The organism is Micromonospora sp. WMMD723 (assembly GCF_049863385.1).
GTDB classification, from domain to species: domain Bacteria; phylum Actinomycetota; class Actinomycetes; order Mycobacteriales; family Micromonosporaceae; genus Micromonospora; species Micromonospora wenchangensis.
The window spans coordinates 2,329,913-2,348,634 of record NZ_JBMKNR010000001.1; the positions used below are offsets into that span (position 1 = coordinate 2,329,913).

21 protein-coding genes are annotated in these 18,722 nt (G+C 73.6%); 9 read left to right on the plus strand and 12 right to left on the minus strand.

Annotation, left to right across the window (positions count from 1 at the left end; translation table 11 throughout):
• Positions 1–6: 6 nt before the first annotated feature.
• From ACN261_RS10580 to ACN261_RS10590, 3 genes are read right to left on the minus strand one after another with little or no spacing between them, the layout of a single operon-like run.
• Entirely contained in the window at positions 7–372 is a 366-nt protein-coding gene (locus ACN261_RS10580; RefSeq protein ID WP_204925688.1) for a DUF742 domain-containing protein, read from the minus strand.
• Positions 369–800, minus strand: coding sequence for a roadblock/LC7 domain-containing protein (locus ACN261_RS10585; protein WP_204925689.1), 432 nt, complete (start codon positions 798–800; stop codon positions 369–371). The genes ACN261_RS10580 and ACN261_RS10585 overlap by 4 nt, the downstream gene beginning before the upstream one ends.
• Positions 797–3,205 (minus strand): sensor histidine kinase, encoded by a 2,409-nt coding sequence (locus ACN261_RS10590; RefSeq protein WP_425849758.1) that lies wholly within the window; start codon positions 3,203–3,205, stop codon positions 797–799. Before ACN261_RS10590 ends, ACN261_RS10585 begins: the two co-directional genes overlap by 4 nt.
• A gap of 522 nt (positions 3,206–3,727) precedes the next feature.
• Here ACN261_RS10590 and ACN261_RS10595 point away from each other — a divergent pair.
• Positions 3,728–4,435, plus strand: coding sequence for a hypothetical protein (locus ACN261_RS10595; RefSeq protein WP_421485034.1), 708 nt, complete (start codon positions 3,728–3,730; stop codon positions 4,433–4,435).
• Between the two features lie 56 nt (positions 4,436–4,491).
• The gene (locus ACN261_RS10600) at positions 4,492–5,574 is read left to right on the plus strand and encodes an NAD-dependent epimerase/dehydratase family protein (protein WP_421485035.1); all 1,083 of its coding nucleotides are present in this window, start codon (positions 4,492–4,494) and stop codon (positions 5,572–5,574) included.
• Positions 5,575–5,598: 24 nt separating this feature from the next.
• On the opposite strand, the gene ACN261_RS10605 is transcribed toward ACN261_RS10600, so the two are convergent.
• From ACN261_RS10605 to ACN261_RS10615, 3 genes are all read right to left on the minus strand, one after another.
• Entirely contained in the window at positions 5,599–6,348 is a 750-nt protein-coding gene (locus ACN261_RS10605) for a ZIP family metal transporter (RefSeq protein ID WP_421485036.1), read from the minus strand.
• Between the two features lie 66 nt (positions 6,349–6,414).
• The gene (locus ACN261_RS10610) at positions 6,415–7,623 is read right to left on the minus strand and encodes a GNAT family N-acetyltransferase (protein ID WP_421485037.1); all 1,209 of its coding nucleotides are present in this window, start codon (positions 7,621–7,623) and stop codon (positions 6,415–6,417) included.
• 50 nt (positions 7,624–7,673) lie between these two features.
• Positions 7,674–8,393 carry a PP2C family protein-serine/threonine phosphatase gene (locus ACN261_RS10615; protein WP_088642022.1) on the minus strand — a complete coding sequence of 240 codons (720 nt, stop codon included), beginning with the start codon at positions 8,391–8,393 and terminating at the stop codon, positions 7,674–7,676.
• Between the two features lie 63 nt (positions 8,394–8,456).
• On the opposite strand from ACN261_RS10615, the gene ACN261_RS10620 reads away from it, so the two are divergent.
• Positions 8,457–9,491, plus strand: a complete 1,035-nt coding sequence (locus tag ACN261_RS10620) for an AAA family ATPase (RefSeq protein WP_421485038.1) — start codon at positions 8,457–8,459, stop codon at positions 9,489–9,491.
• On the opposite strand, the gene ACN261_RS10625 is transcribed toward ACN261_RS10620, so the two are convergent.
• Entirely contained in the window at positions 9,476–10,036 is a 561-nt protein-coding gene (locus ACN261_RS10625; RefSeq protein ID WP_421485039.1) for a helix-turn-helix domain-containing protein, read from the minus strand. The two genes, ACN261_RS10620 and ACN261_RS10625, sit on opposite strands and share 16 nt — an antisense overlap.
• Positions 10,037–10,105: 69 nt before the next feature.
• Here ACN261_RS10625 and ACN261_RS10630 point away from each other — a divergent pair, with 69 nt between their 5' ends.
• Entirely contained in the window at positions 10,106–11,509 is a 1,404-nt protein-coding gene (locus tag ACN261_RS10630; RefSeq protein WP_425849763.1) for a benzoate/H(+) symporter BenE family transporter, read from the plus strand.
• Positions 11,510–12,254: 745 nt separating this feature from the next.
• On the opposite strand, the gene ACN261_RS10635 is transcribed toward ACN261_RS10630, so the two are convergent.
• The 4 genes from ACN261_RS10635 to ACN261_RS10650 form a co-directional block, all read right to left on the minus strand.
• Positions 12,255–12,614: a hypothetical protein gene (locus tag ACN261_RS10635; protein ID WP_145917392.1), complete on the minus strand. Its 360-nt coding sequence runs from the start codon at positions 12,612–12,614 to the stop codon at positions 12,255–12,257.
• A 44-nt stretch (positions 12,615–12,658) separates the two neighbouring features.
• Positions 12,659–12,907, minus strand: coding sequence for a hypothetical protein (locus tag ACN261_RS10640; protein WP_421485041.1), 249 nt, complete (start codon positions 12,905–12,907; stop codon positions 12,659–12,661).
• 79 nt (positions 12,908–12,986) lie between these two features.
• Positions 12,987–13,457 (minus strand): large conductance mechanosensitive channel protein MscL, encoded by a 471-nt coding sequence (gene mscL / locus ACN261_RS10645; protein WP_088642028.1) that lies wholly within the window; start codon positions 13,455–13,457, stop codon positions 12,987–12,989.
• A gap of 39 nt (positions 13,458–13,496) precedes the next feature.
• Positions 13,497–14,180, minus strand: a complete 684-nt coding sequence (locus tag ACN261_RS10650; protein ID WP_421485042.1) for a FadR/GntR family transcriptional regulator — start codon at positions 14,178–14,180, stop codon at positions 13,497–13,499.
• Between the two features lie 157 nt (positions 14,181–14,337).
• On the opposite strand from ACN261_RS10650, the gene ACN261_RS10655 reads away from it, so the two are divergent.
• Positions 14,338–15,492: an MFS transporter gene (locus ACN261_RS10655; protein WP_232377989.1), complete on the plus strand. Its 1,155-nt coding sequence runs from the start codon at positions 14,338–14,340 to the stop codon at positions 15,490–15,492.
• 9 nt (positions 15,493–15,501) lie between these two features.
• Here the strand turns inward: ACN261_RS10655 and ACN261_RS10660 are convergent, their stop codons facing one another.
• Positions 15,502–15,858: an STAS domain-containing protein gene (locus ACN261_RS10660; RefSeq protein WP_088642031.1), complete on the minus strand. Its 357-nt coding sequence runs from the start codon at positions 15,856–15,858 to the stop codon at positions 15,502–15,504.
• Between the two features lie 158 nt (positions 15,859–16,016).
• Here ACN261_RS10660 and ACN261_RS10665 point away from each other — a divergent pair, with 158 nt between their 5' ends.
• The 4 genes from ACN261_RS10665 to ACN261_RS10680 are packed head-to-tail and all read left to right on the plus strand — an operon-like array spanning position 16,017 to position 18,722.
• Positions 16,017–16,877, plus strand: coding sequence for an STAS domain-containing protein (locus ACN261_RS10665; RefSeq protein ID WP_425849768.1), 861 nt, complete (start codon positions 16,017–16,019; stop codon positions 16,875–16,877).
• The gene (locus ACN261_RS10670; protein ID WP_425849771.1) at positions 16,877–17,296 is read left to right on the plus strand and encodes an STAS domain-containing protein; all 420 of its coding nucleotides are present in this window, start codon (positions 16,877–16,879) and stop codon (positions 17,294–17,296) included. The genes ACN261_RS10665 and ACN261_RS10670 overlap by 1 nt, the downstream gene beginning before the upstream one ends.
• On the plus strand, positions 17,293–17,709 hold the full coding sequence (locus ACN261_RS10675) for an anti-sigma regulatory factor (RefSeq protein WP_425849774.1): 417 nt from the start codon (positions 17,293–17,295) through the stop codon (positions 17,707–17,709). Before ACN261_RS10670 ends, ACN261_RS10675 begins: the two co-directional genes overlap by 4 nt.
• A complete protein-coding gene (locus tag ACN261_RS10680) occupies positions 17,706–18,722 on the plus strand; it encodes a SpoIIE family protein phosphatase (RefSeq protein ID WP_425849777.1) in 1,017 nt (338 codons plus the stop codon). Before ACN261_RS10675 ends, ACN261_RS10680 begins: the two co-directional genes overlap by 4 nt.

The window sequence follows — 18,722 nt, forward strand, 5'->3', positions numbered from 1 at the left end:
CCTCTTCTATATCCGCTGCAGGCCGGCGAGAACCGTTTCCAGCAGCCACCGGTCGGCGATCTTCTCCTGTGCCGGTGAGCCGATGTCCAGGAACCCCTGTTCGTGGAGCACGTCGACCATCACCTTGGTGATGGCGAGCGGCCGGTGCAGGTAGGCGCCGATCTCGGCGATGGAGATCCACCCCGTGCACTGGTGCAGGATCTCCCGGTACTCCAGTTCCAGCCGGCTCTGGTCGGCCGGCAGGGCGATGACCTGGGTGGCCAGGTCGAGGCTGGTGTTGCGGGGGCTCGTCCGCCCGTTGACGAGGATGTACAACGGCACCAGCCGGCCGGCCTCCGCCTCGTCGTCGCCGTCCCACACGTCGTGACTCATGGTTTCGACCCGGGTCGGTCGGTGAGTAGGGGGCCGTCGAGGCGGGCCTCGGAGCCGAGGTAGTCACCGATGCGGGTCACCAGGCGGCTCATCTCGTACGCGACGGTGCCCATGTCGACGGACTGTTCACAGAGCACCGCCAGCCGCGCGTTCTGGCCGGCGGCGGCGACGAACAGCGTGCGTCCCTCGTACTCGATGATGACCTGTTGGACGGGGCCGCTGTCGAACCGGCGGCCCATCCCCGCGGCGATGCTGTGCAGGGACGACGCGCCGGCGGCCAACAGCTCCCCGGCATCCTGCGGGAGCGACGTGGACTTCTGCACGATCAGCCCGTCGGTGGACAGGACGACCGCATAGACCACGTCAGGGACCTCCACCAGATCGTCGAGGATCCAGGTCAGATCGTTCTGCGATGCGGAGTGGGTCATACGTTCCTGCCTCGGTCGTCTCTGCTGGCGGAGTCCCCGTTTTTCGCTGCCCGGCCGGCGGCCCAGGCCTTCTGGTATCTGCTGAACCGGTCCCGGGCCTCCTCGGGTGAACGGGCGGGAGCCGGCGCGGCGTCGGGCTTCGGCCCGGGCAGACCCTCGTCGCGCAACTCGGGGGCGAGGTGCTGCTGCGGCCGGCGGTGCGGCAGGGGCGGCCGGTCGGCGACCTGCGGGCCGGACGAGCCGCCGCGGGCCGGGCCACGCTGCACCGGAACTTCGGTCATGATGCCCCCGCTGCGGTCGGAGTGTCGCTCCCCGGTGGGATCTGCCGGCGTCCGCCCGGCCCCGCCCGGTGCGGTGGTCGCCACGGCGGTGGGTCGGGCCCCGGCGGCCGGATGCAGCTCCCGCCGGCCGCCGCCGACCGGCAGCACCGCGCCGACACCGGGGCGGGACATCGCCGTGGCGACGCCGCCGAGCGGCAGGACGCCCGGGTCGGTGCGGTCCAGTTCGGCGGCGTACGACTCGGTGACGATCACCCGGTCGGGCAGCAGCACGATCGCCAGCAGGCCGCCGTACGCCGACGCCCGCAGGCTCACCTGGACGCCGTCCCGCTTGGCCAGCTCCGCCACCACGTGCAGGCCGACCTGCGCGCCGTCCTTCAGCGCCGTCACGTCCGGCGTGGGTGCGGTGGCGAGCAGGTCGTTCGCCCGCTCCAACGCGTCCGCCCGCATGCCCACGCCGGCGTCCTCGATCTCCACCGCGATGCCGCGCTTGACCTCGATGCAGGTCACCCAGACCGTGGTCTCGGGCGGCGAGAACGCCAGCGCGTTGTCCAGCAACTCGGCGATCAGGTGGACGGTGCCGGCCACCGCCGGCCCGGCGACCGCCACGTCCGGCGCGCTGCGCAGGGTGATGCGCTGGTACTGCTGGGCCTCCGCGAAGGCCGCCAGCAGCACCCGGCGCACCGGCACCGGGTTCTGGAAGCGGCGGCCGATCTGACCGCCGGCCAGGATGACGAGGTTCTCCAGGAACCGGCGGGTCTGGGTGAGCTGGTGGTTGATGTCGAACAGTTCGGCCAGCAGCTTCTCGTCGCCGATCCGGTTCTGGAGGTCCTCGATGACCTTCAGGCCGCGTTGCAGGGGGCGCTGCGGACGGCGGGCCACACCCATCAGCATCGCGATACCCGCCGCCCGGGTCTTCGCCTCGTCGACCGCCGCACCGGCCGCCGCCTGCAACGACCGGTTGATCACCTCGGCCACCCGGCCGATCTCGTCGCTGCCGTAATCCGGTAGCGGCAGCTCGGAGGCGAGGTCGACCTTCTCCCGTCGGCGTAGCCGGTCCATCATCGCCGGCAGCTGCTTGTCGACCACCGCCTCGGCGTCCCGACCGAGCTGGGCGAGGCGTACCGACAACGCCCGGTCCACCAGGATCTGCGACTGCCGGATCGCCCAGATGATCGCGGCGATGACCACGAGCAGGGCGACCAGACTGCCCAGGGAGGCGGTGAAGAGCTGGGTGTTGCCGGTGCGCAGGGTCCGCGCCGAGACCGTGTCGGCCTGCACCACGGTCAGGTTGATCAGATCGTCGGACACCTGCCGGGTGAGGGCTTCCCACCGGGCCCGGTTGAACGTCAGGGCACGCGGTGCGCCGGAACGCCACGGCCCATTGCTGACCAGGGCGTTTTCTGCCGCGACTAGTTCTTTCCAGGAGTCGCTCCCGGTGATCGCGGCAAAGCGTTCCCGGGCTTCCGGTTCGAGGTGCGGAGCCACGTTGGTGAGGCCGGCGTGATAGGCCCCGACCAGGTTGGTGAAGTCGAGATGGTCCTGCGGGCTGAGGGTGCGGGCACCGAAAGCGCCGTCAATGGTGGAACCGGCCCGGGACATCAGGTCACTGGCGCGGAAAGTCTCGGTCGCCGCGATACCGCCCTGGGCTGCGGCGGGGTCGGGGACGATTCTCGCCTGGGTGTCGAAGAGGTCGGTCGCGGCGTCGAGCAGACGGTTGTAGAAATCGTAGACACCCGTCCCGTTGGCCGACCGGGAATCGATGGTGCTCCGCACGCTCGCCAATTCGTCGAGCAGGCCGGCGAGCGTCTCCCACCGGGTCACGATCGAGTCCGGGGCGTTGCCCAGCGCGGCGTTGGCGGCGGGACGCAGGGTGGCCACCCGCTGGTCGGTCTGCTGCCGCTGCTCGATGAGCCGGCTGAGATCCCGGGACGGCTGGGTGAGGTAGCTGACGCTCAGCCGCCGTTCCTGCTGGATCGAGGACAACGCGGAGACCGCCGGGATCGACACCTGCCGGACGCTGTTGGCGACCTGGCGGTTGTAGAAACCCTGGAAGATGAGATAGCCGGAGGCGACGAGCCAGACCACCAGGGCGACGACGCTGGGAATGAGCACCAGCCTGATCACGCGTCGTTTGATCGACTGCGGTCGACCGGCACGGCGACCCGGTGTCGTCGGTGCGGCCTGGTCGTCTGAGGCGCGGCGCGGTTCTTCGCGGTCGGCCTGTTTGTGCGCCAAAGTCGTCGTATCCAATCCTGGTCAAGCCACAGACAGCGGCGGTCCTACGCCACTGGTCGACGCCGATGTGTGCCAACCCTACCGTCTTATCGGACCCGTACCCGCCCACGATTCGACGACAGTGGACGGTCGTGCCGTTCGTACTGGTCAGCCATTTGGCAGGGGTCACCGTCGATGGAAAACACGGCATTGACGTGACCGGGGTCACTGTGGACGCCGCCGCCGGAACCGGTCCCGGCCGGCCGCCGGCCCCGGTACGCGGCGGCGCAGATAGATTCGGGTTCTCCCGGGTACGGGGAAACCGCCGGGGGGTCACCGGCGTCCAGTTCGATGCTGTGGCGCGTCCATCGTCCGGGTGGAGCGCAGTGGACACCCCGCGCCCGCGCGGGGTCGCCGGTGGAGGAGCAGGGGATGTCGAAGCTGAAGTGGGTCACCGGGGTCGCGGTACTGGCGTGCTCCGGGGCGTTGGTGGCCTGCGGGGACGGCGGCACGCCGGCCGCTGACGGGTCGGCCACGGCCACGCCGTCGGGGTCGGCGACGCCCTCCGACGCGGTGACGCCCACCGCCACGACGGCACCCGACCCGACCGCGCCCCCGGCGTCGACGTCGGCGAGCCCGTCGCGGCCCGCCGGGAAGCCGTCGGCCACGGCCGGTGCCGGCGGGGTGCTGTCCGGCAAGCGGGAGGTCACCATCGTCCGGGTGCAGGCGACCGAGTCCGGGGTGGCCCTCGACGGCGGTGCGCTCGTCGAGGTCGACGACGACAGCGGACGCCAACTGTTCGTCCCGACGCCGGCCGGCGGCGGCAAGTACCTGGTCAAGGCGTACGGCCGGCGCGACGGCCACCCCGCCAACGACGACCCGGCCTGCTGGCAGGTGGTCAACCCCGGCGACGGCACGCCGCTCACCGTCGAGGGGTCGGCCTGCGACAAGCGTAAGCCGACGCAGCTGTTCAGCATCGTCAGCAAGGGCAAGGGCGCGTACGCGATCAGCAACGACTCGGCGTTCCTCCAGTTCTCGCCCAGCCGGGGCCTGATCCTCGAAGAGTTGGGCGACGCGCCGCTGCGCAGCACGTTCAAGCTGGTCGACAACGGTCCGGCGCGTACCCCGGCCGGCGGCTGACCCACGATCCGCCCCCGGCGGGGTTGGCGGACGGTCCAGCGGGTACCGCACCCGGCATGCGGATCGTGATCGTGGGGGCCACCGGCAACGTGGGCACGGCGGTGCTGCGCCGGCTGGGTCGGGAACGGGGGCTCGACCTGGTCGGTGTCGCCCGCCGGCTGCCCGGCCCCGACGCCGGAGTGCCCTACGCCGGGGTGCGGTGGCACTCCTGCGACATCGGCGCGCCGGGCGCGGTCGACCAGCTCACCGCGATCTTCGCGGGGGCCGACGCGGTGGTGCACCTGGCCTGGCAGATCCAGCCCAGCCACGACCAGCGCACCCTGCACCGGACCAACGTCGGCGGCAGCCGCGCGGTGATCTCGGCGACCGTCCGGGCCGGAGTGCCCGCCCTGGTGTACGCCTCGTCGGTCGGCACCTACGCGCCCGGCCCGAAGGACCACCCGGTCAGCGAACGGTGGCCGGCGACCGGGGTGCCCGGCTCCTCGTACAGCCGGGACAAGGCCGAGGTGGAGGCCGTGCTGGACGCCGTCGAGGCCGCCCAGCCGCAGCTGCGGGTGGTGCGGCTGCGCCCCGGACTGATCTTCCAACGGGACGCCGGCACCGAGATCACCAGGTACTTCCTCGGGCCACTGGCCCCGGTACGGCTGCTGCGGTACGGCCGGATCCCGCTCGTACCGGCCAACCGGCGGCTGCGGATGCAGGCGGTGCACGCCGACGACGTCGCCGACGCGTACGCCCGGGCGGTCCTCGGTGCGGCGCGCGGCGCGTTCAACGTCGCCGCGGACCCGGTGCTGACCCCGGAACTGGTGGCCCGGCACTTCAAGGGCTGGACGGTGCCGGTGGCCGCCCCGGTGCTGCGCGCCGCCGCCGCGCTGACCTGGCGGTGCCGGCTGCAACCGGTGGACGCGGGCTGGGTCGAGCTGGGGCTCGCCGCGCCGCTGATGTCCAGCGAACGGGCCGAGACCGAACTCGGCTGGCAGCCCCGGGTCGACGCGGTGACCGCGCTGCGGGAACTGTTCGCCGGGATGGCCGACGGCGCGCACACCGCCGGCCCGCCGATGTCAGGCGTCGCCGACCTGCCCGGTCGGGCCGCCGGCCTGCTCCGGGGCCGCGTCCCCGGCCAGGGCGACCCCTACTGACCCCCGCCACCGGCCGCCGGTCCGTCAGGCGTGGGAGAGGGCGAACGCGGTCAGGAAGCCCAGCACGGTGATCAGGCCGACCAGCAGGTGGGCGTCCTCGAACGCCTCCGGGACCATGGTGTCGGTGATCATCGCGAGGATCGCCCCGGCGGCCAACGCGGTGATGGTGGCCAGCAGCTCCGGCGGCGCACCAACCAGCAGGGTGTTGCCGAGCAGCGCGGCGACCCCGCTGACCAGGGCGATCGCCGTCCAGAGCCCGAAGACGTACCGGCGGGAACGGCCGGCCCGGCGCATGCCGGCGGCGCTCGACAGCCCCTCCGGCACGTTGCTGAGGAAGACCGCGGCCACCGTGACCAGGCTGACCGGGCCACCGGCCAGCAGGCTCGCGCCGATCACCACCGACTCGGGTACGCCGTCGAGCAGCGCACCCACCGCGATCGCCGAACCCGAACCGGGCTGCTCCCGCTCGGAGGGTTGTTCCGCGCCGGAGCGTTTCCGGTGCCGGGCACCCCGTCGGGCGAGGAGCAGGTTGGCCCCCGTGTACGCCAACGCCCCGCCCGCCGCCCCGATCGCGGTCGGCAGCAGTCCACCCTGCTCGTGCGCCTCGGCGATCAACTCGAACGAGACCGCGGAGAGCAGGACCCCCGCACCGAACGCCATGATCGACGCGACGACCTTGCGGGGCACCGGCAGGAAGAACCCGACGGCAGCCCCGACCAGGAGCGCGGAACCGGCCAACAGGCCCCACGCCCCGGCTTGCAACCACTGCGGCATTCCGGGGACCGTACCCGCCCCCGCACCGCGTCAACCAGACCCGGCGGCCCTGCCGGGGCCGGCCGCTCAGAAGTCGGCGAACAGGTAGGGCAGTGCACGGGGGAAGAGCCGGCGCAACTCGTCCGCCGCCTCCGGGCCGACGTCACCCAGCCCCCGGATGTGCACCTCGGCCGGGTCGAGCACCCCGTACGCCAGCGCGGACAACCCGGCGGCGGTGAGCGTCGCCGTCGGCACCCGGCCACCGTCGGTCACCGCCGACCGGCCGCCGGGCGCCAACGCCATCCGCCCGTCGACGCCGTCGAGCAGGTGGGTGCCGGCGAGCCACCGGTCGTCGACCAGGTCCACCCGCACCCGGCCCGGCCCGGCGGGCAGCCCGGCGAGGGCGTCCACGCTCAGCAGGCGGGCCATCGGCGCCGGCGACCCGGGCCGGGACACCCGGGCCTCGACGTGCACGGCCAGGTCGGTCAGCCACAGCTCGGGCAGCTCGTCGGCGGGCACCCGGAGGCTGATCCGTTCCACCTGGTCGACGTGCCGGGCGAGGAACTGCAACAGCAGGGCGCGGGCGTACGGGTCGGCGGCGAGCAGGTCGTCGCCGACCAGTTCGCCACCGTGGTCGTCGATCCGGTAGGTGAGCGCGCCGACCACGCTGCCGTCGATCGTCGCGGTGATCAGCCACCTGTCGTCCCGGTCCCGCAGTCCCACGTCCCGGAAGTCGGGGAAGATCGCGAAACCGTGCCGCTCCCGCAGGCACCGCTCGGTGAACGAGCGGTAGTGCGGATAGCCGCCGCCGATCCGTTCCCAGCCCACCGTGCCGGGCAGCTCGGCGCGCAGCAGCGGGCCCAGGTCGGCCGGGGAGAACCGGACGGTACGGGCCCGGGGCAGCCCCACGTAGCCGAACCGCTCGTAGAAGCTGGCCCGGAACGGGTACAGCGCGGTCACCGGGTGCCCGCCGTCGCGCATCTCGTCGAGGAGTTGGCAGAGCAGGGCGCGGACGTACCCCTGACGGCGGGCCAGCGGGTGGGTGGCGATCCCGGCGACCCCGGCCATCGGCAGCACCGCCCCGCGCAGGTTCTGCCGCATCGGCACCGCGCTGGCGGTGGCCCGCGCCTCGCCACCCTCCTCCACCACCAGGGTCCGGTTGCCCTTGTTGTACGGCAGGTAGCGGTGGAACGCGTCGACCCGCTCCCGGCTCAGCGGGGTCGCCTCGAAGGCGTACGCCTGGAGCGGGAAGCTGGTGGTCAGTCGTTCCTCGGCGGCCAGGCGACGGATGAGCATCCGTCCATCCCAACCCGGCCGGCGGTCGGCCGCAACCCGGTTGGCCGGGTTCAGCCCTCGGTCACGTCGGATACCACCACGGTGACGTTGTCCGGCGCGCCGGCCTGGTGGGCCAGCTTCACCAGTTGCTCACCGCAGTGCCGGCGGTCCTGGTAGGTGACGAGCGCCCCGTGGATCGCCTCGTCGGCCACGTAGTCGGAGAGCCCGTCGCTGCACAGCAGCACCCGGTCCCCGGCGAAGACGGTCAGCACCCCGATCGCCGGGGGCGCGTCCGCTCCCTGCACCGCCCGGGTGACCAGGGAACGCTGCGGGTGGTGGCGGGCCTGGTCGGGGGAGAGCGCCCCCTGGTCGACAAGCGCCTGGACGAAGGTGTCGTCCCGGGTGAGCTGGGTCAGTTCCCCGTCGCGCAGCAGGTAGCACCGGGAGTCGCCGACCTGCGCGAGGACCAGGGTGTCCCCGGCGAGCAGGGCGGCGGTCAGCGTCGTACCCATGCCTTCGCGGGCCGGGTCGGCGGAGATCGCCGCCCGGATCCGCCGGTTGGCGGTGGAGACGACGGCCCGCAACGCCTCGGCGGCCTCGTCGGTGCCGGTGGGGGGGACCAGCTCGTCCAGGATGCGGATGACGATCTCGCTGGCCACCTCGCCGGCGGGGAGCCCACCCATGCCGTCCGCCACCGCGACCAGGCGTTCACCGGCGAGGGCGGAGTCCTCGTTGTTGGTGCGGACCAGGCCGACGTCGTTGAGGATGGCCGAGCGGAGGATCAGCGTCATGGGACAAGCTTGCCGGATACACCCTCGCTCCGTCTCTACGCACTAGTACGTAGGGTGGGAGAAATGATCCCGGTGTCCATGGTGGGTCGCGTCGGAGAGCTCGCCGAGCTCGACCGGGCGTGGTCCACCGTGGCCGGTACGGGCCGGTCGGCCCCCGCCGTCACGGTCATCACCGGGGCCGCCGGGGTGGGCAAGAGTCGGCTGGTCGCGGCGGCCGTCGAGGGTCTCTCCCCCCGACCGGCGGTGATCCTCGCCGGGACGGCACGGGTGCACGATCCGGCCCCGTACGACTGGCTGGCGGCGGTGCTCAGCGTCCGCGACGTCGGCGCGCTCGACCTGCCGTCCGACGCGCTCGCCTGGTTGGCCCAGCATCCGGCCGCGCCGCGCGAGCGGTACGCCCCCGGCACGCTGCTCCGGCTCGCCGTGCGTACCGTCCGGTCGCTGGTGGGTGCCGGCCCGGCCGTGCTCGTGGTGGAGGACCTGCACGATCTCGACCCGGCCAGCCTCAACCTGGTCGTCGAGCTGGCCACCGCGCCGCAGTTGCCGGCGCTGCTGGTGGTGGCGAGCCGGCCGCCGGCCGACGCGGTCGCACCCGACCTCACCCGCCGCGTCCTGGCCCGCCTCTGCGGGGTACGCGGCGCGGTGCGCCAGCACCTCGGCCCGCTCGGCGTCGCCGAGGTGGCCGAGATCCTCACCCAGGTGTACGGCGACAGCCCACCCCCGGCGCGGGTCTGTGCCGACGTCTGGCAACGCACCGGCGGCAACCCGTACGCGCTCACCGAGTTGCTGGCGGTGCACGCCGGCCGGGGGCTGGACGCGCTGGTCCGGGAGCCGTTGCCGGAGCACCTGCGGATGCCGTCGCCCCGGGCCGCCGCCCCGCCCGAGGCCGAGCTGACCGGCCGGGAGGTCGAGGTGCTGGGCTGCCTGGTCGCCGGGATGTCCAACAAGCAGGCCGCGCGGGCGCTGGGCATCTCGGTGCGGACGGTGACCGTGCACGTGTCGAACCTGCTGCGCAAGACCGGCTCGGCGTCGCGTACCGAGGCGGCGATCTGGGCGGTGCAGCACCGGGTGCCCGGTGCGGGTCAGGTGCGGGGGTAGCGCAGCAGCAGGCTGGCGGCGACCTCCTCGTCGCCGAGGGCGGCGTAGCCGTGCGGTACGTCGGAGGTCCAGCGTAGGTGGCCACCGGCGGCGGCGGTCAGCGGGGCGTCGACCGGGCCGGCGCGGAGCACCCCGGCGAAGACCGTGACGTGTTCGGTGACCCCCGACTGGTGGGCGGGGGAGACCTGCTCTCCGCCGGGGCGGACCCGCAGCCGGTACAGCTCGTAACTGGCGTCGGTGTCGGTGAACGACTCCAGCAGGGTGGCGACGACGCTGGTGCCCCGCACGGTCGGGGTGGCGGCGGGCCCGGCGAGCACGGCCGCCAGCGGTACGCCGAGCTGGGCGGTGATCGCGTAGAGCGTCTCCAGGGTGGGGTTGCGGGTGCCGTTCTCCAGCGCCGAGAGGGTGGCCTTCCCGACCCCGGCGGTACGGGCCAGCGTGGAGAGGGAGACCCCGCGTTCCATCCGCAGCGCGCGCAACCGGTGGCCGACCGCCCCGGCGTCGGTGTCGAGCGCGGGCCGGCGGGCTGGGCGGGGCGGGGTCATCCGGCTATGGTGCTACACGCCGCTGTTCCGTAAACGGAACGATGGGTGGCCGGCGCGAGGGGGAGTGTGGTGGGGGATCGGTTGCAACCGCTGCTGGCCGGCGTGGTGACCGCCGTGGTCGGCTTCGCCAGCTCGTTCACCGTCGTGCTCGCCGGGCTGCGGGCGGTCGGCGCCAGCGAGGCGCAGGCCGCCTCCGGGCTGCTCACGGTGAGCGTCGCCGCCGGGATCTGCGCGACCTGGCTCGGCCTGCGGCACCGGATGCCGATCGCGATCGCCTGGTCCACGCCGGGCGCGGCGCTGCTGGTCGCCACCGGGCCGGTCCCCGGCGGGTGGCCCGCCGCTGTGGGCGCGTTCGCGCTGTGTGGGCTGCTCATCGTCACCGCCGGCCTTTTCCCCGCCCTGGGGCGGGCGGTGGCCGCCATCCCCGCCCCGGTGGCGGCCGCGATGCTGGCCGGGGTGCTGCTGCCGCTGTGCACCGCCCCCGTACGCGCGCTGGTCGAGGTGCCGGCCCTGGCCGCCCCGGTGATCGTCACCTGGCTGGTGCTGCACCGGCTCGCCCCCCGGTGGGCGGTCCCGGCCGCGCTGGTGGCGGCGGCGGTGGTGATCGCCCTGACCACGTCCGGCGTGGGGGTCGCCCTCGGCGACCTGCGGCCGGTGGTGTCGCCGACCGTGCCGGCGTTCACCCTGCCCGCCGTGATCGGCCTGGCGCTACCCCTGTTCCTGGTCACCATGGCCGCGCAGAACGTGCCCGGCACGGCGGTGCTGCGCGGTTTCGGCTACCGGCCGCCGCTCGCCCCGGCGCTGCGCGCCACCGGGCTGGCCAGCGCGCTCGGTGCCGCCACCGGCGGGCACGCGGTCAACCTCGCCGCGATCACCGCCGCCCTCGCCGCCGGCCCCGACGCCCACCCCGATCCGGACCGGCGCTGGATCGCCTCGGTGACCGCCGGCGTCGGCCTGGCGCTGCTCGGGCTCGGCGCGGGCGCGGCGACCACGCTGGTGCTGCTCTCCCCGCCGGTGCTCATCGAGGCGGTCGCCGGGCTCGCGCTGCTCGGCGCGTTGGCCGGTGCCCTCTCCGCGGCCCTGTCCGCGCCCCCCGCTCCCGCTGCACCCCCCGCTCCCGCTGCACCCCCCGCTCCCGCTGCACCCCTCGTTCCCGCGACCCCTGGCCCGGCGTCCACCGCTCTGCCGGCGTCCGTGACCCCCGTCCTGCCGGCACCGGCGTCCACCGCTCTGCCGGCACCGGCGTCCACCGCTCTGCCGGGGTCCGCGTCCACCGCTCTGCCGGAACCGACGACCGCCACCGCGTCGGTGGTCGTTTCCGATCCCCGGAGCCGCGAGGCCGCCGTGGTCACCTTCGTAGTCACCGCCTCGGGGGTCAGCCTGCTCGGCGTGGGCGGGGCGTTCTGGGGACTGGTCGCCGGCTGGCTGATGCTGCTGCTCTTCCGTCGCCGCAGGCCCGTCCCTGCCGCCTGATGGGCCGACGGCGACCGGTCCGACCGCCCCACCGCCGCGCCCCCACCCGGGACGCGACGCGACGCCGCTCCGCCCGCCGTCCCGGTGCCTGCTCCCGCGTCAGGAGGGCGTGGCACCGCGCCTTCTCGGCCACCGTTCGGCCAGGGGGTAACTACCTCCGCGCGTCCTTTCGACCTGACGGCGTCAACGACTCATCCGCATCCTGCCGGGTGCCGGCTCGCCCGCTCACCCCTTGGCTGCCCGTTCGCCGGCTTGCCCATGGCGCCCGCCCGCCCGCCCGTTCGCCCCCAGGCACCCGCTCGCTCGCCCCCAGTCACCCGCTCGCCCATGGTGCCCGCTCATCCGTCGCTCGCTTGCCTCATGGTGCCCGCTCACCCGTCGCCCGCTCGCCCCCTGGCTGCCCGCTCACCCACTCACCCGGGCGAACGGTCCCGGCTTCGCTGTCGCGCCGTGCCTCGGGCAGGTGATTCGTTGACGCCGTCAGGTCGAAAGGGAGCGCGACAGGTACTGGTGCCCGGTGGCACCGCTGTCGAGGTGCGGCTTCGAGTACCCGCCCCGACCGGGCCCCCACCGACGCCGACACTGACGCCCCCACCGACACCGACGCCGACGCCCCCACCGACGCCGATGGGACCGCTGTCGAGGTGAGGGCTCGGCACGCCGGAGCGGACGCCGCCGGCGCGTCGGTGCCACGGTGGCCGCCCGGGTCGCCACCGACACCGCCCGGCGGTGCGGGGCGGGTGGATCACTCCTCCGGGGGCAGGTCACCCACGGGGACGTGCAGGCGTACCTGGTCGTCGGTGACCGTGGCGATCTGGTCGGCCAGCACGTACACCGCGCCGGTGCGGGCCAGTTCGGTGGAGACCTTGAGGTAGCCGGTGCGCAGCAGGCGGGCGGCGAGGTCGGCTGGGACGTCCGGCTCCTCGACGGCCACCGACTCGATCAGCTCGTCCAGGCTGCCGCCCGGATCGGCGGTCGACGCCTGCACGGTCACCGCGTTGGGATCGCCCCGCTGGACCAGGTCGACGGTGCCGATCTCGACCCCGACCGTGTCGACCACCCGCATGCCGGTGGTGATCCGCGAGATGACCGCCTGCTCTGCCATGCCCTGCTGCTCCATCCCCGGGCGGTTCCCTGCCCCACCCACCGCTAAACCGCCGGGCCCCAGGCGCCGGGCGGACGCGGGGACAGCTCCCGCCAGGCGTCCGTCCCCTCCAGCAGGGCCCGGACGGTCTCCTCGGCCTCGTCGGCGCTGCCGTACTCGTAGAACTGGGAGACGCCCTCCGCGCCACCGGCGCGCTGCTCGACGTGCCACCGGTCGGCGTCGACGCGGAGGAAGACGTCCCGCCGCGCCAGTCGTCCCCATTTGCCGTTCCACCAGTGCCTACGCTGCTCCATGGCCGGACTCTATCGAACATGTGTACGACAGAAGGCGGCCCCTGCGGGAATCCGCAGGGGCCGATGTGCGCCGGTCGGGTCAGCGCGGGGCGGGCGGCTCCGGACGCCGGCCGAGCACGTCGTCCAGCGCGCCGCGCTGCCCCGGGGTGGCGTGTCCGCCGGCGAGCAGCGCGTCGCGGATCTCGGTGAGCAGCTTGACCTCCTCGCTCGGCGCGGCGGGCGGCGGCTCCTCGCCCCGCTTGCGCCGCTCGGCGAGCCGGTTCATCGGGTAGACGACCAGGAAGTACAGCGCCGCCGCCGTCAGCGCGAAGGTGATCGCCGCGTTGACGAAGGCGATCCAGTCGAACGGGATGCCGCGGAACTCCGGCGTCGAGCCCTTGAGGCCGTCCTTCTGGCCGGTGATCAGCACGATGACGACCCGGACCAGTGGTTCGAGGAACGACTTGGTCAGCTGGGTGACCACGCCCGTGAACGCGGCGCCGATGACGACACCGACCGCCAGGTCGACGACGTTGCCGCGCATGATGAAGTCTTTGAAGCCCTTGAGCATCCCTACTCCTGTGCCGTCCGATTCTCCGTCGGGGACAACCTATGCCCCGGACAGGGGCTCCAGAAAAGCACCGGCCTCGAACGCCGCCCGTCCCGGATCGCCGTCCCGGATCGCGGCCACCAGCCGGCTGTGGTCGACGTACCGCTGCGGTTGCAGGGAGTCACCCGTCACGTAGGCGACGGTGCTGCGCAGTGCCGCGCCGACCGAGGCGTACAGCTCGGCCAGCATGCCGTTGTGCGCGGCGGCGACCACCGCCGTGTGCAGCGTGACGTCGGCCTCCACGAACTCGGCGACCCGGCCCGACCGCCAGGCGGCCTCCCGGGCGGCCAGCGCGCTGTCGAGCGCCACCAGGTCCTCCGGGGTACGCCGCAGCGCGGCCAGCCGGGCCGCCTCGACCTCGAACGCCCGGCGGACCTCGACCACCTCGGCCATCCGGTCGTCGGTGAGCCGGCGGGCTACCACCGGGGCCAGTTCGTCGGTCGACACCACGTACGTCCCGGAGCCCTGCCGGCACTCCAGCACCCCGGCGTGCACCAGCGCCCGGACGGCCTCCCGGACGGTGTTGCGCCCCACCCCGAGCGCCGTCACCAGCTGCGGCTCGGTGGGGATGCGCCCGCCCACCGGCCACTCGCCGCCGAGGATCCGTCCCCGGAGCTGCTCGATGGTCTGCTGCACCCGCTGACCGCGCGGGGGCACGGGTGGGGAATCGAGCGACGGTGTCACCGGTTACACCAGCTGCCGAAATTCATCCCATGATTGTAGGTTCGAGGTCATGACCCCGCCAACCGCTCCCGCCGTCGAGGCACCCGAACCGCTCGCCCACCGGCCGGCCCACCGCACCCCGTCGCCGGCCACCGGCGGCGCGCTGGTGCTGGTGGGGATGCTGCTCGTCGCGCTCAACCTGCGGGCCGCGGTGACCAGCCTCGGCGCGCTGCTCGACGAGGTACGCACCGGACTCGGGCTCTCCGGCGCGATGGCCGGGTTCGTCACCACCCTGCCCACCATCGCGTTCGCCGGCCTCGGCGCGCTCACCCCGTGGCTGATCCGGCGCTGGCCGGCCGCCCGGGTGCTGGTGGTGGCGATGCTCGCGCTCACCGTCGGTCAGCTGCTCCGGGTGGTTACCGACTCGGCGACGGTCTTCGTGCTCACCAGCGCGCTCGCCCTGGCCGGCATCGCGGTGGCGAACATCCTGCTGCCGATGCTGGTCAAGCAGCACTTTCCGCACCGGACCGGGCTGGTCACCGGGGCGTACACGATGGCGCTGACCACGGGTACGACGGTGGCCGCCGCCTCCGCCGTGCCGGTGGCGCACGCCTTCGGCTCCTGGCGGGCCGGGCTCGGCGTGTGGGCGGCGTTGGCGGCGGTGGCCGTACTCCCGTGGGTGCCGCTGGCGCTGCGCGCCCGCGCCGCCCGGCGGGCCGCCACCCCGACGGCGGTCCCGGCCGCCCGCACCCGGGTCCGGCCGGCCCGCACCCGGCTCGGTTGGGCGATGGCTGTCTACTTCGGCGCGCAGTCGCTCAGCGGGTACGCGGTGATGGGCTGGCTGGCCCAGCTCTTCCGGGACGCCGGCTTCCGGCCGGAGAGCGCCGGCCTGCTGCTCGCCGGGGTCACCGCGCTCGGGGTGCCGGTGGCCCTGCTGATGCCGACGCTGGCCGGCCGGCTCCGGACGCTGCGCCCGTTGGTGTTCGGGCTGACCGCCTTCTCCGCGGCGGCCTACCTGGGGCTGGCGTTCGCGCCACGGAGCGGGGCGCTGCTGTGGGTGCTGCTGCTCGCCTTCGGTCAGGGCGCGTTCCCGCTGATCCTGACCACCATCGGCCTGCGGGCCCGTACGGCCGACGGCACGGTGGCGCTGTCCGCCTTCGCGCAGAGCACCGGTTACGTGATCGCCGCGCTCGGCCCGCTGCTCGTCGGGGTGCTCTACGAGGCGACCGGCGGCTGGACCGCGCCGATGGGCTTCCTGCTCGCCGCGCTGGCGGTGCAGACGACGGCGGGCATGGTGATCGCCCGTCCCCGGTTCATCGAGGACGAGCGCTGAGGAGACCGGTCAGGACGACGCGGGGGTGGGGTCACCCGCGACGGCCTGCTCGACCGTCGGATAGGTGTGCAGCACCTCCACCAGGCCGCTGACCTCAAGGATGCGCAGCACCCCGCGCTGCGGGGCGGCCAGCCGGACCACACCGCCGGCCTCGTCGCAGCTGTTCTTGGCCCGGACGAAGACCGACAACCCGGTCGAGTCGCAGAACGACACCTCGGCCAGGTCGAACACCAGCCGGCTGCGACCCTTGTCGAGCAGGTCGGTGATCTGGTCCTGCAGCTGCGGTGCGGTCGCCATGTCGAGTTCGCCCGCGACCGACACGACGACCACGTCGCCGCGCTGTTCCGTGTGCACCGTCAGGGACATTCAGACCTCCTGTTATCGGTGGAACGGTATCCCACGAACGGGGGGACCCGCAGAACGGGAGCGGTTCCGGTGGGAGCGATCATTCCTTTGCCGCGCGGCAACTACCGGGTCTGCCTCCGGTGATAGAGTCCGGCCGGCCCAGCTCACAGGAGGTAACCATGGCGTTGACCGCAGACGGGGGCGACCGGCTCGTCGGGCTGCTGAGTGAGCATGCTGAGCGGGTCGTGCAGCGGTGGACCGAACTCGTCGCCGCCTCGCTGCGCGGTCGGCTGAGCCAGGCCGAGCTGCGCCTGCAGGTGCAGGAACTGCACGCTAGCATGATCAACGCTGGCGGCGCGGGCCTGGCCGACCTCCAGAAGCCCGAGGCGGGCGAGCTGCGCGCGGTGCTCGCCGACCTGTCCCGCAGCCGGGCCCGGCAGAGCTTCACCGCCACCGAGACCGCGATCAGCATCTACGCACTCAAGGACGTCCTGGTCGACCTGGCCGAGACCGACGGCGTCGAGCTGTCGCTGCGGGACGTCCTGGACTTCACCGGCCTGGTCGACCGGATGGGGCTGCTCACCTTCGAGACCTACGTGCAGGCCCGCGAGGGGCTGATCGCCGACCAGGCCGAGCAGCTGCTCGAACTCTCCACCCCGGTGGTGAAGATCTGGGACGGCGTGGTCGCCGTGCCGCTGGTCGGCACCCTCGACTCGGCGCGCGCCCAGGTGGTGATGGAACGGCTGCTCCAGACCCTGGTCGACACCGGCTCGCCGTACGCGATCATCGACATCACCGGCGTGCCGGCGGTCGACACCCAGGTCGCCCAGCACATCCTCAAGACGGTGGTGGCCGCCCGGCTGATGGGGGCCGACTGCATCATCTCCGGCATCCGCCCGCAGATCGCGCAGACCATCGTCGCCCTCGGCATCGAGTTCGGCGACATCGCCACCAAGGCGAGCCTGGCCGACGCCCTGCGGCACGTGCTGCGCCTCACCGGGGTCGAGACGTCCCGCCGGCACCCGCGCCGGGAGGCGTGATGGAACGGGTGCCGATCCTGAAGATCGGCGACATCCTGCTGGTCTCCATCCAGATCGACATGTCCGACCAGACGGCGGTCACCCTCCAGGAGGACCTGGCCGAGCGGATCGTGGCGACCGGCTGCCACGGCGTCATCATCGACATCACCGCCCTGGACATCGTCGACTCGTTCGTCGGCCGGATGCTCTCCACCATCGCCTCGATCTCCAAGGTGCTCGACGCCGAGACGGTGGTCGTCGGGATGCGTCCCGCGGTCGCCATCACCCTCGTCGAGCTGGGCCTGTCGCTCAACGGCATCCGTACCGCGCTGAACGTGGAACGGGGCATGGAGTTGATCGCGGCGGCCCGTGACGACGACCCCGGGTACGACGACGACCCCGAGGGCGTCGACTCCGGGACGGCGGCGACATCGCCATGACCGCGGGAGTCGACCTGGGCCCGAAGACCCAGGCGATCGGCAGCGACGAGGACGTCGTCCGGGTCCGCCAGTTGGTACGTACCGTGGCGGTGGCCACCAAGCTCTCCCTCGTCGACCAGACGAAACTGGTCACCGCCGCGAGTGAGCTGGCCCGCAACACCCTCATCTACGGTGGCGGCGGCACGGCCGAGGTGACGGTCGTCGAGGACGGCCGGCGACGCGGGGTGCGGATCGTCTTCGCCGACTCCGGGCCGGGCATCGTCGACCTGGACCTCGCCCTCACCGACGGTTACACCACCGGTGGCGGCCTCGGCCTCGGTCTGAGCGGCTCCCGCCGGCTGGTCGACGACTTCGACATCCAGACCGCCCCCGGCGAGGGCACCCGGATCACCGTCACCAAGTGGTCCCGATGACCCACGACGTGGTGCCGGACGCGGGTCACTGGTACCGGGTGGAGAGCGGCAGCGCCGCCAGCACCGTGCGTCGCGCGGCGGAACGCCTCGGCGGTCAGCTCGGCCTCGGCGAGAACCGGGTCGCCGAACTGGCCATCGTCGCCGCCGAGCTGACCAGCAACCTGGTCAAGCACGCCCAGGAGGGCGTCCTGCTGCTGCGGCCGGTGCGCACCGCCGACGCCGCCGGGGTCGAGCTGGTCGCCGTCGACTCCGGCCCCGGCATGGCCGACCTGACCGTGTCCTCCCGCGACGGCCACTCCACCACCGGCACGCTGGGCATCGGGCTGGGTGCCATCACCCGGCAGGCCAGCTGGTACGACGCCTGGTCCCGGCCGGGACGCGGCACCGTGTTCGCGGTGCAGGTGTGGGCGAAGGGGGTCGCGGTCACCCCGGCCTGGGCGGCGGGGTTGACCCGACCGATCACCGGCGAGCAGGTCAGCGGTGACAGCCACGCGGTGCGTACCGGGGACGGTCGGCACCAGGTACTCGTCTGCGACGGCCTGGGGCACGGGCCGCTGGCCAACGTCGCCGCCGAGGCGGCCGTGGCCGCCTTCCGGTCCGCACCGGACGGGCCGCCCGCCGTGGTGGTGACGCACCTGCACCGGGCGATGTCGCACACCCGGGGGGCCGCGGTGGCGGTGGCGGAGCTGGACCCGGCGGCGGGCCTGCTGCGCTACGCCGGCCTGGGCAACATCACCGGGACCGTGCTGGCCCCCGACGGCACCCGGCGGGGGCTGGTCTCGCTGCCCGGCATCGCCGGCCACCAGCGCCCGACGGTACGCGGGTACGACTACCCGTTCCCGTCCGGCGCGACGCTGGTGATGCAGAGCGACGGGGTGGTGGACCGGTGGCGCGCCGAGGACTATCCGGGTCTGTTCGGGCGGACGCCGGTCGTCGTCGCGGCGACCCTGCTGCGCGACGCCGGGATACGCCGGGACGACGCCTGCGTGCTGGCCGCGAGAACCCCGTCGTGA

Bases quoted from the DNA above. Each gene is read 5' to 3' on its own strand.
- ACN261_RS10580 (WP_204925688.1), bottom strand. From the start codon at position 372: ATGAGTCACGACGTGTGGGACGGCGACGACGAGGCGGAGGCCGGCCGG.
- ACN261_RS10585 (WP_204925689.1), bottom strand. From the start codon at position 800: ATGACCCACTCCGCATCGCAGAACGATCTGACCTGGATCCTCGACGAT.
- ACN261_RS10595 (WP_421485034.1), top strand. From the start codon at position 3,728: ATGTCGAAGCTGAAGTGGGTCACCGGGGTCGCGGTACTGGCGTGCTCC.
- ACN261_RS10600 (WP_421485035.1), top strand. From the start codon at position 4,492: ATGCGGATCGTGATCGTGGGGGCCACCGGCAACGTGGGCACGGCGGTG.
- ACN261_RS10605 (WP_421485036.1), bottom strand. From the start codon at position 6,348: ATGCCGCAGTGGTTGCAAGCCGGGGCGTGGGGCCTGTTGGCCGGTTCC.
- ACN261_RS10610 (WP_421485037.1), bottom strand. From the start codon at position 7,623: ATGCTCATCCGTCGCCTGGCCGCCGAGGAACGACTGACCACCAGCTTC.
- ACN261_RS10615 (WP_088642022.1), bottom strand. From the start codon at position 8,393: ATGACGCTGATCCTCCGCTCGGCCATCCTCAACGACGTCGGCCTGGTC.
- ACN261_RS10620 (WP_421485038.1), top strand. From the start codon at position 8,457: ATGATCCCGGTGTCCATGGTGGGTCGCGTCGGAGAGCTCGCCGAGCTC.
- ACN261_RS10625 (WP_421485039.1), bottom strand. From the start codon at position 10,036: ATGACCCCGCCCCGCCCAGCCCGCCGGCCCGCGCTCGACACCGACGCC.
- ACN261_RS10635 (WP_145917392.1), bottom strand. From the start codon at position 12,614: ATGGCAGAGCAGGCGGTCATCTCGCGGATCACCACCGGCATGCGGGTG.
- ACN261_RS10640 (WP_421485041.1), bottom strand. From the start codon at position 12,907: ATGGAGCAGCGTAGGCACTGGTGGAACGGCAAATGGGGACGACTGGCG.
- mscL (WP_088642028.1), bottom strand. From the start codon at position 13,457: ATGCTCAAGGGCTTCAAAGACTTCATCATGCGCGGCAACGTCGTCGAC.
- ACN261_RS10655 (WP_232377989.1), top strand. From the start codon at position 14,338: ATGCTGCTCGTCGCGCTCAACCTGCGGGCCGCGGTGACCAGCCTCGGC.
- ACN261_RS10660 (WP_088642031.1), bottom strand. From the start codon at position 15,858: ATGTCCCTGACGGTGCACACGGAACAGCGCGGCGACGTGGTCGTCGTG.
- ACN261_RS10665 (WP_425849768.1), top strand. From the start codon at position 16,017: ATGGCGTTGACCGCAGACGGGGGCGACCGGCTCGTCGGGCTGCTGAGT.
- ACN261_RS10670 (WP_425849771.1), top strand. From the start codon at position 16,877: ATGGAACGGGTGCCGATCCTGAAGATCGGCGACATCCTGCTGGTCTCC.
- ACN261_RS10675 (WP_425849774.1), top strand. From the start codon at position 17,293: ATGACCGCGGGAGTCGACCTGGGCCCGAAGACCCAGGCGATCGGCAGC.
- ACN261_RS10680 (WP_425849777.1), top strand. From the start codon at position 17,706: ATGACCCACGACGTGGTGCCGGACGCGGGTCACTGGTACCGGGTGGAG.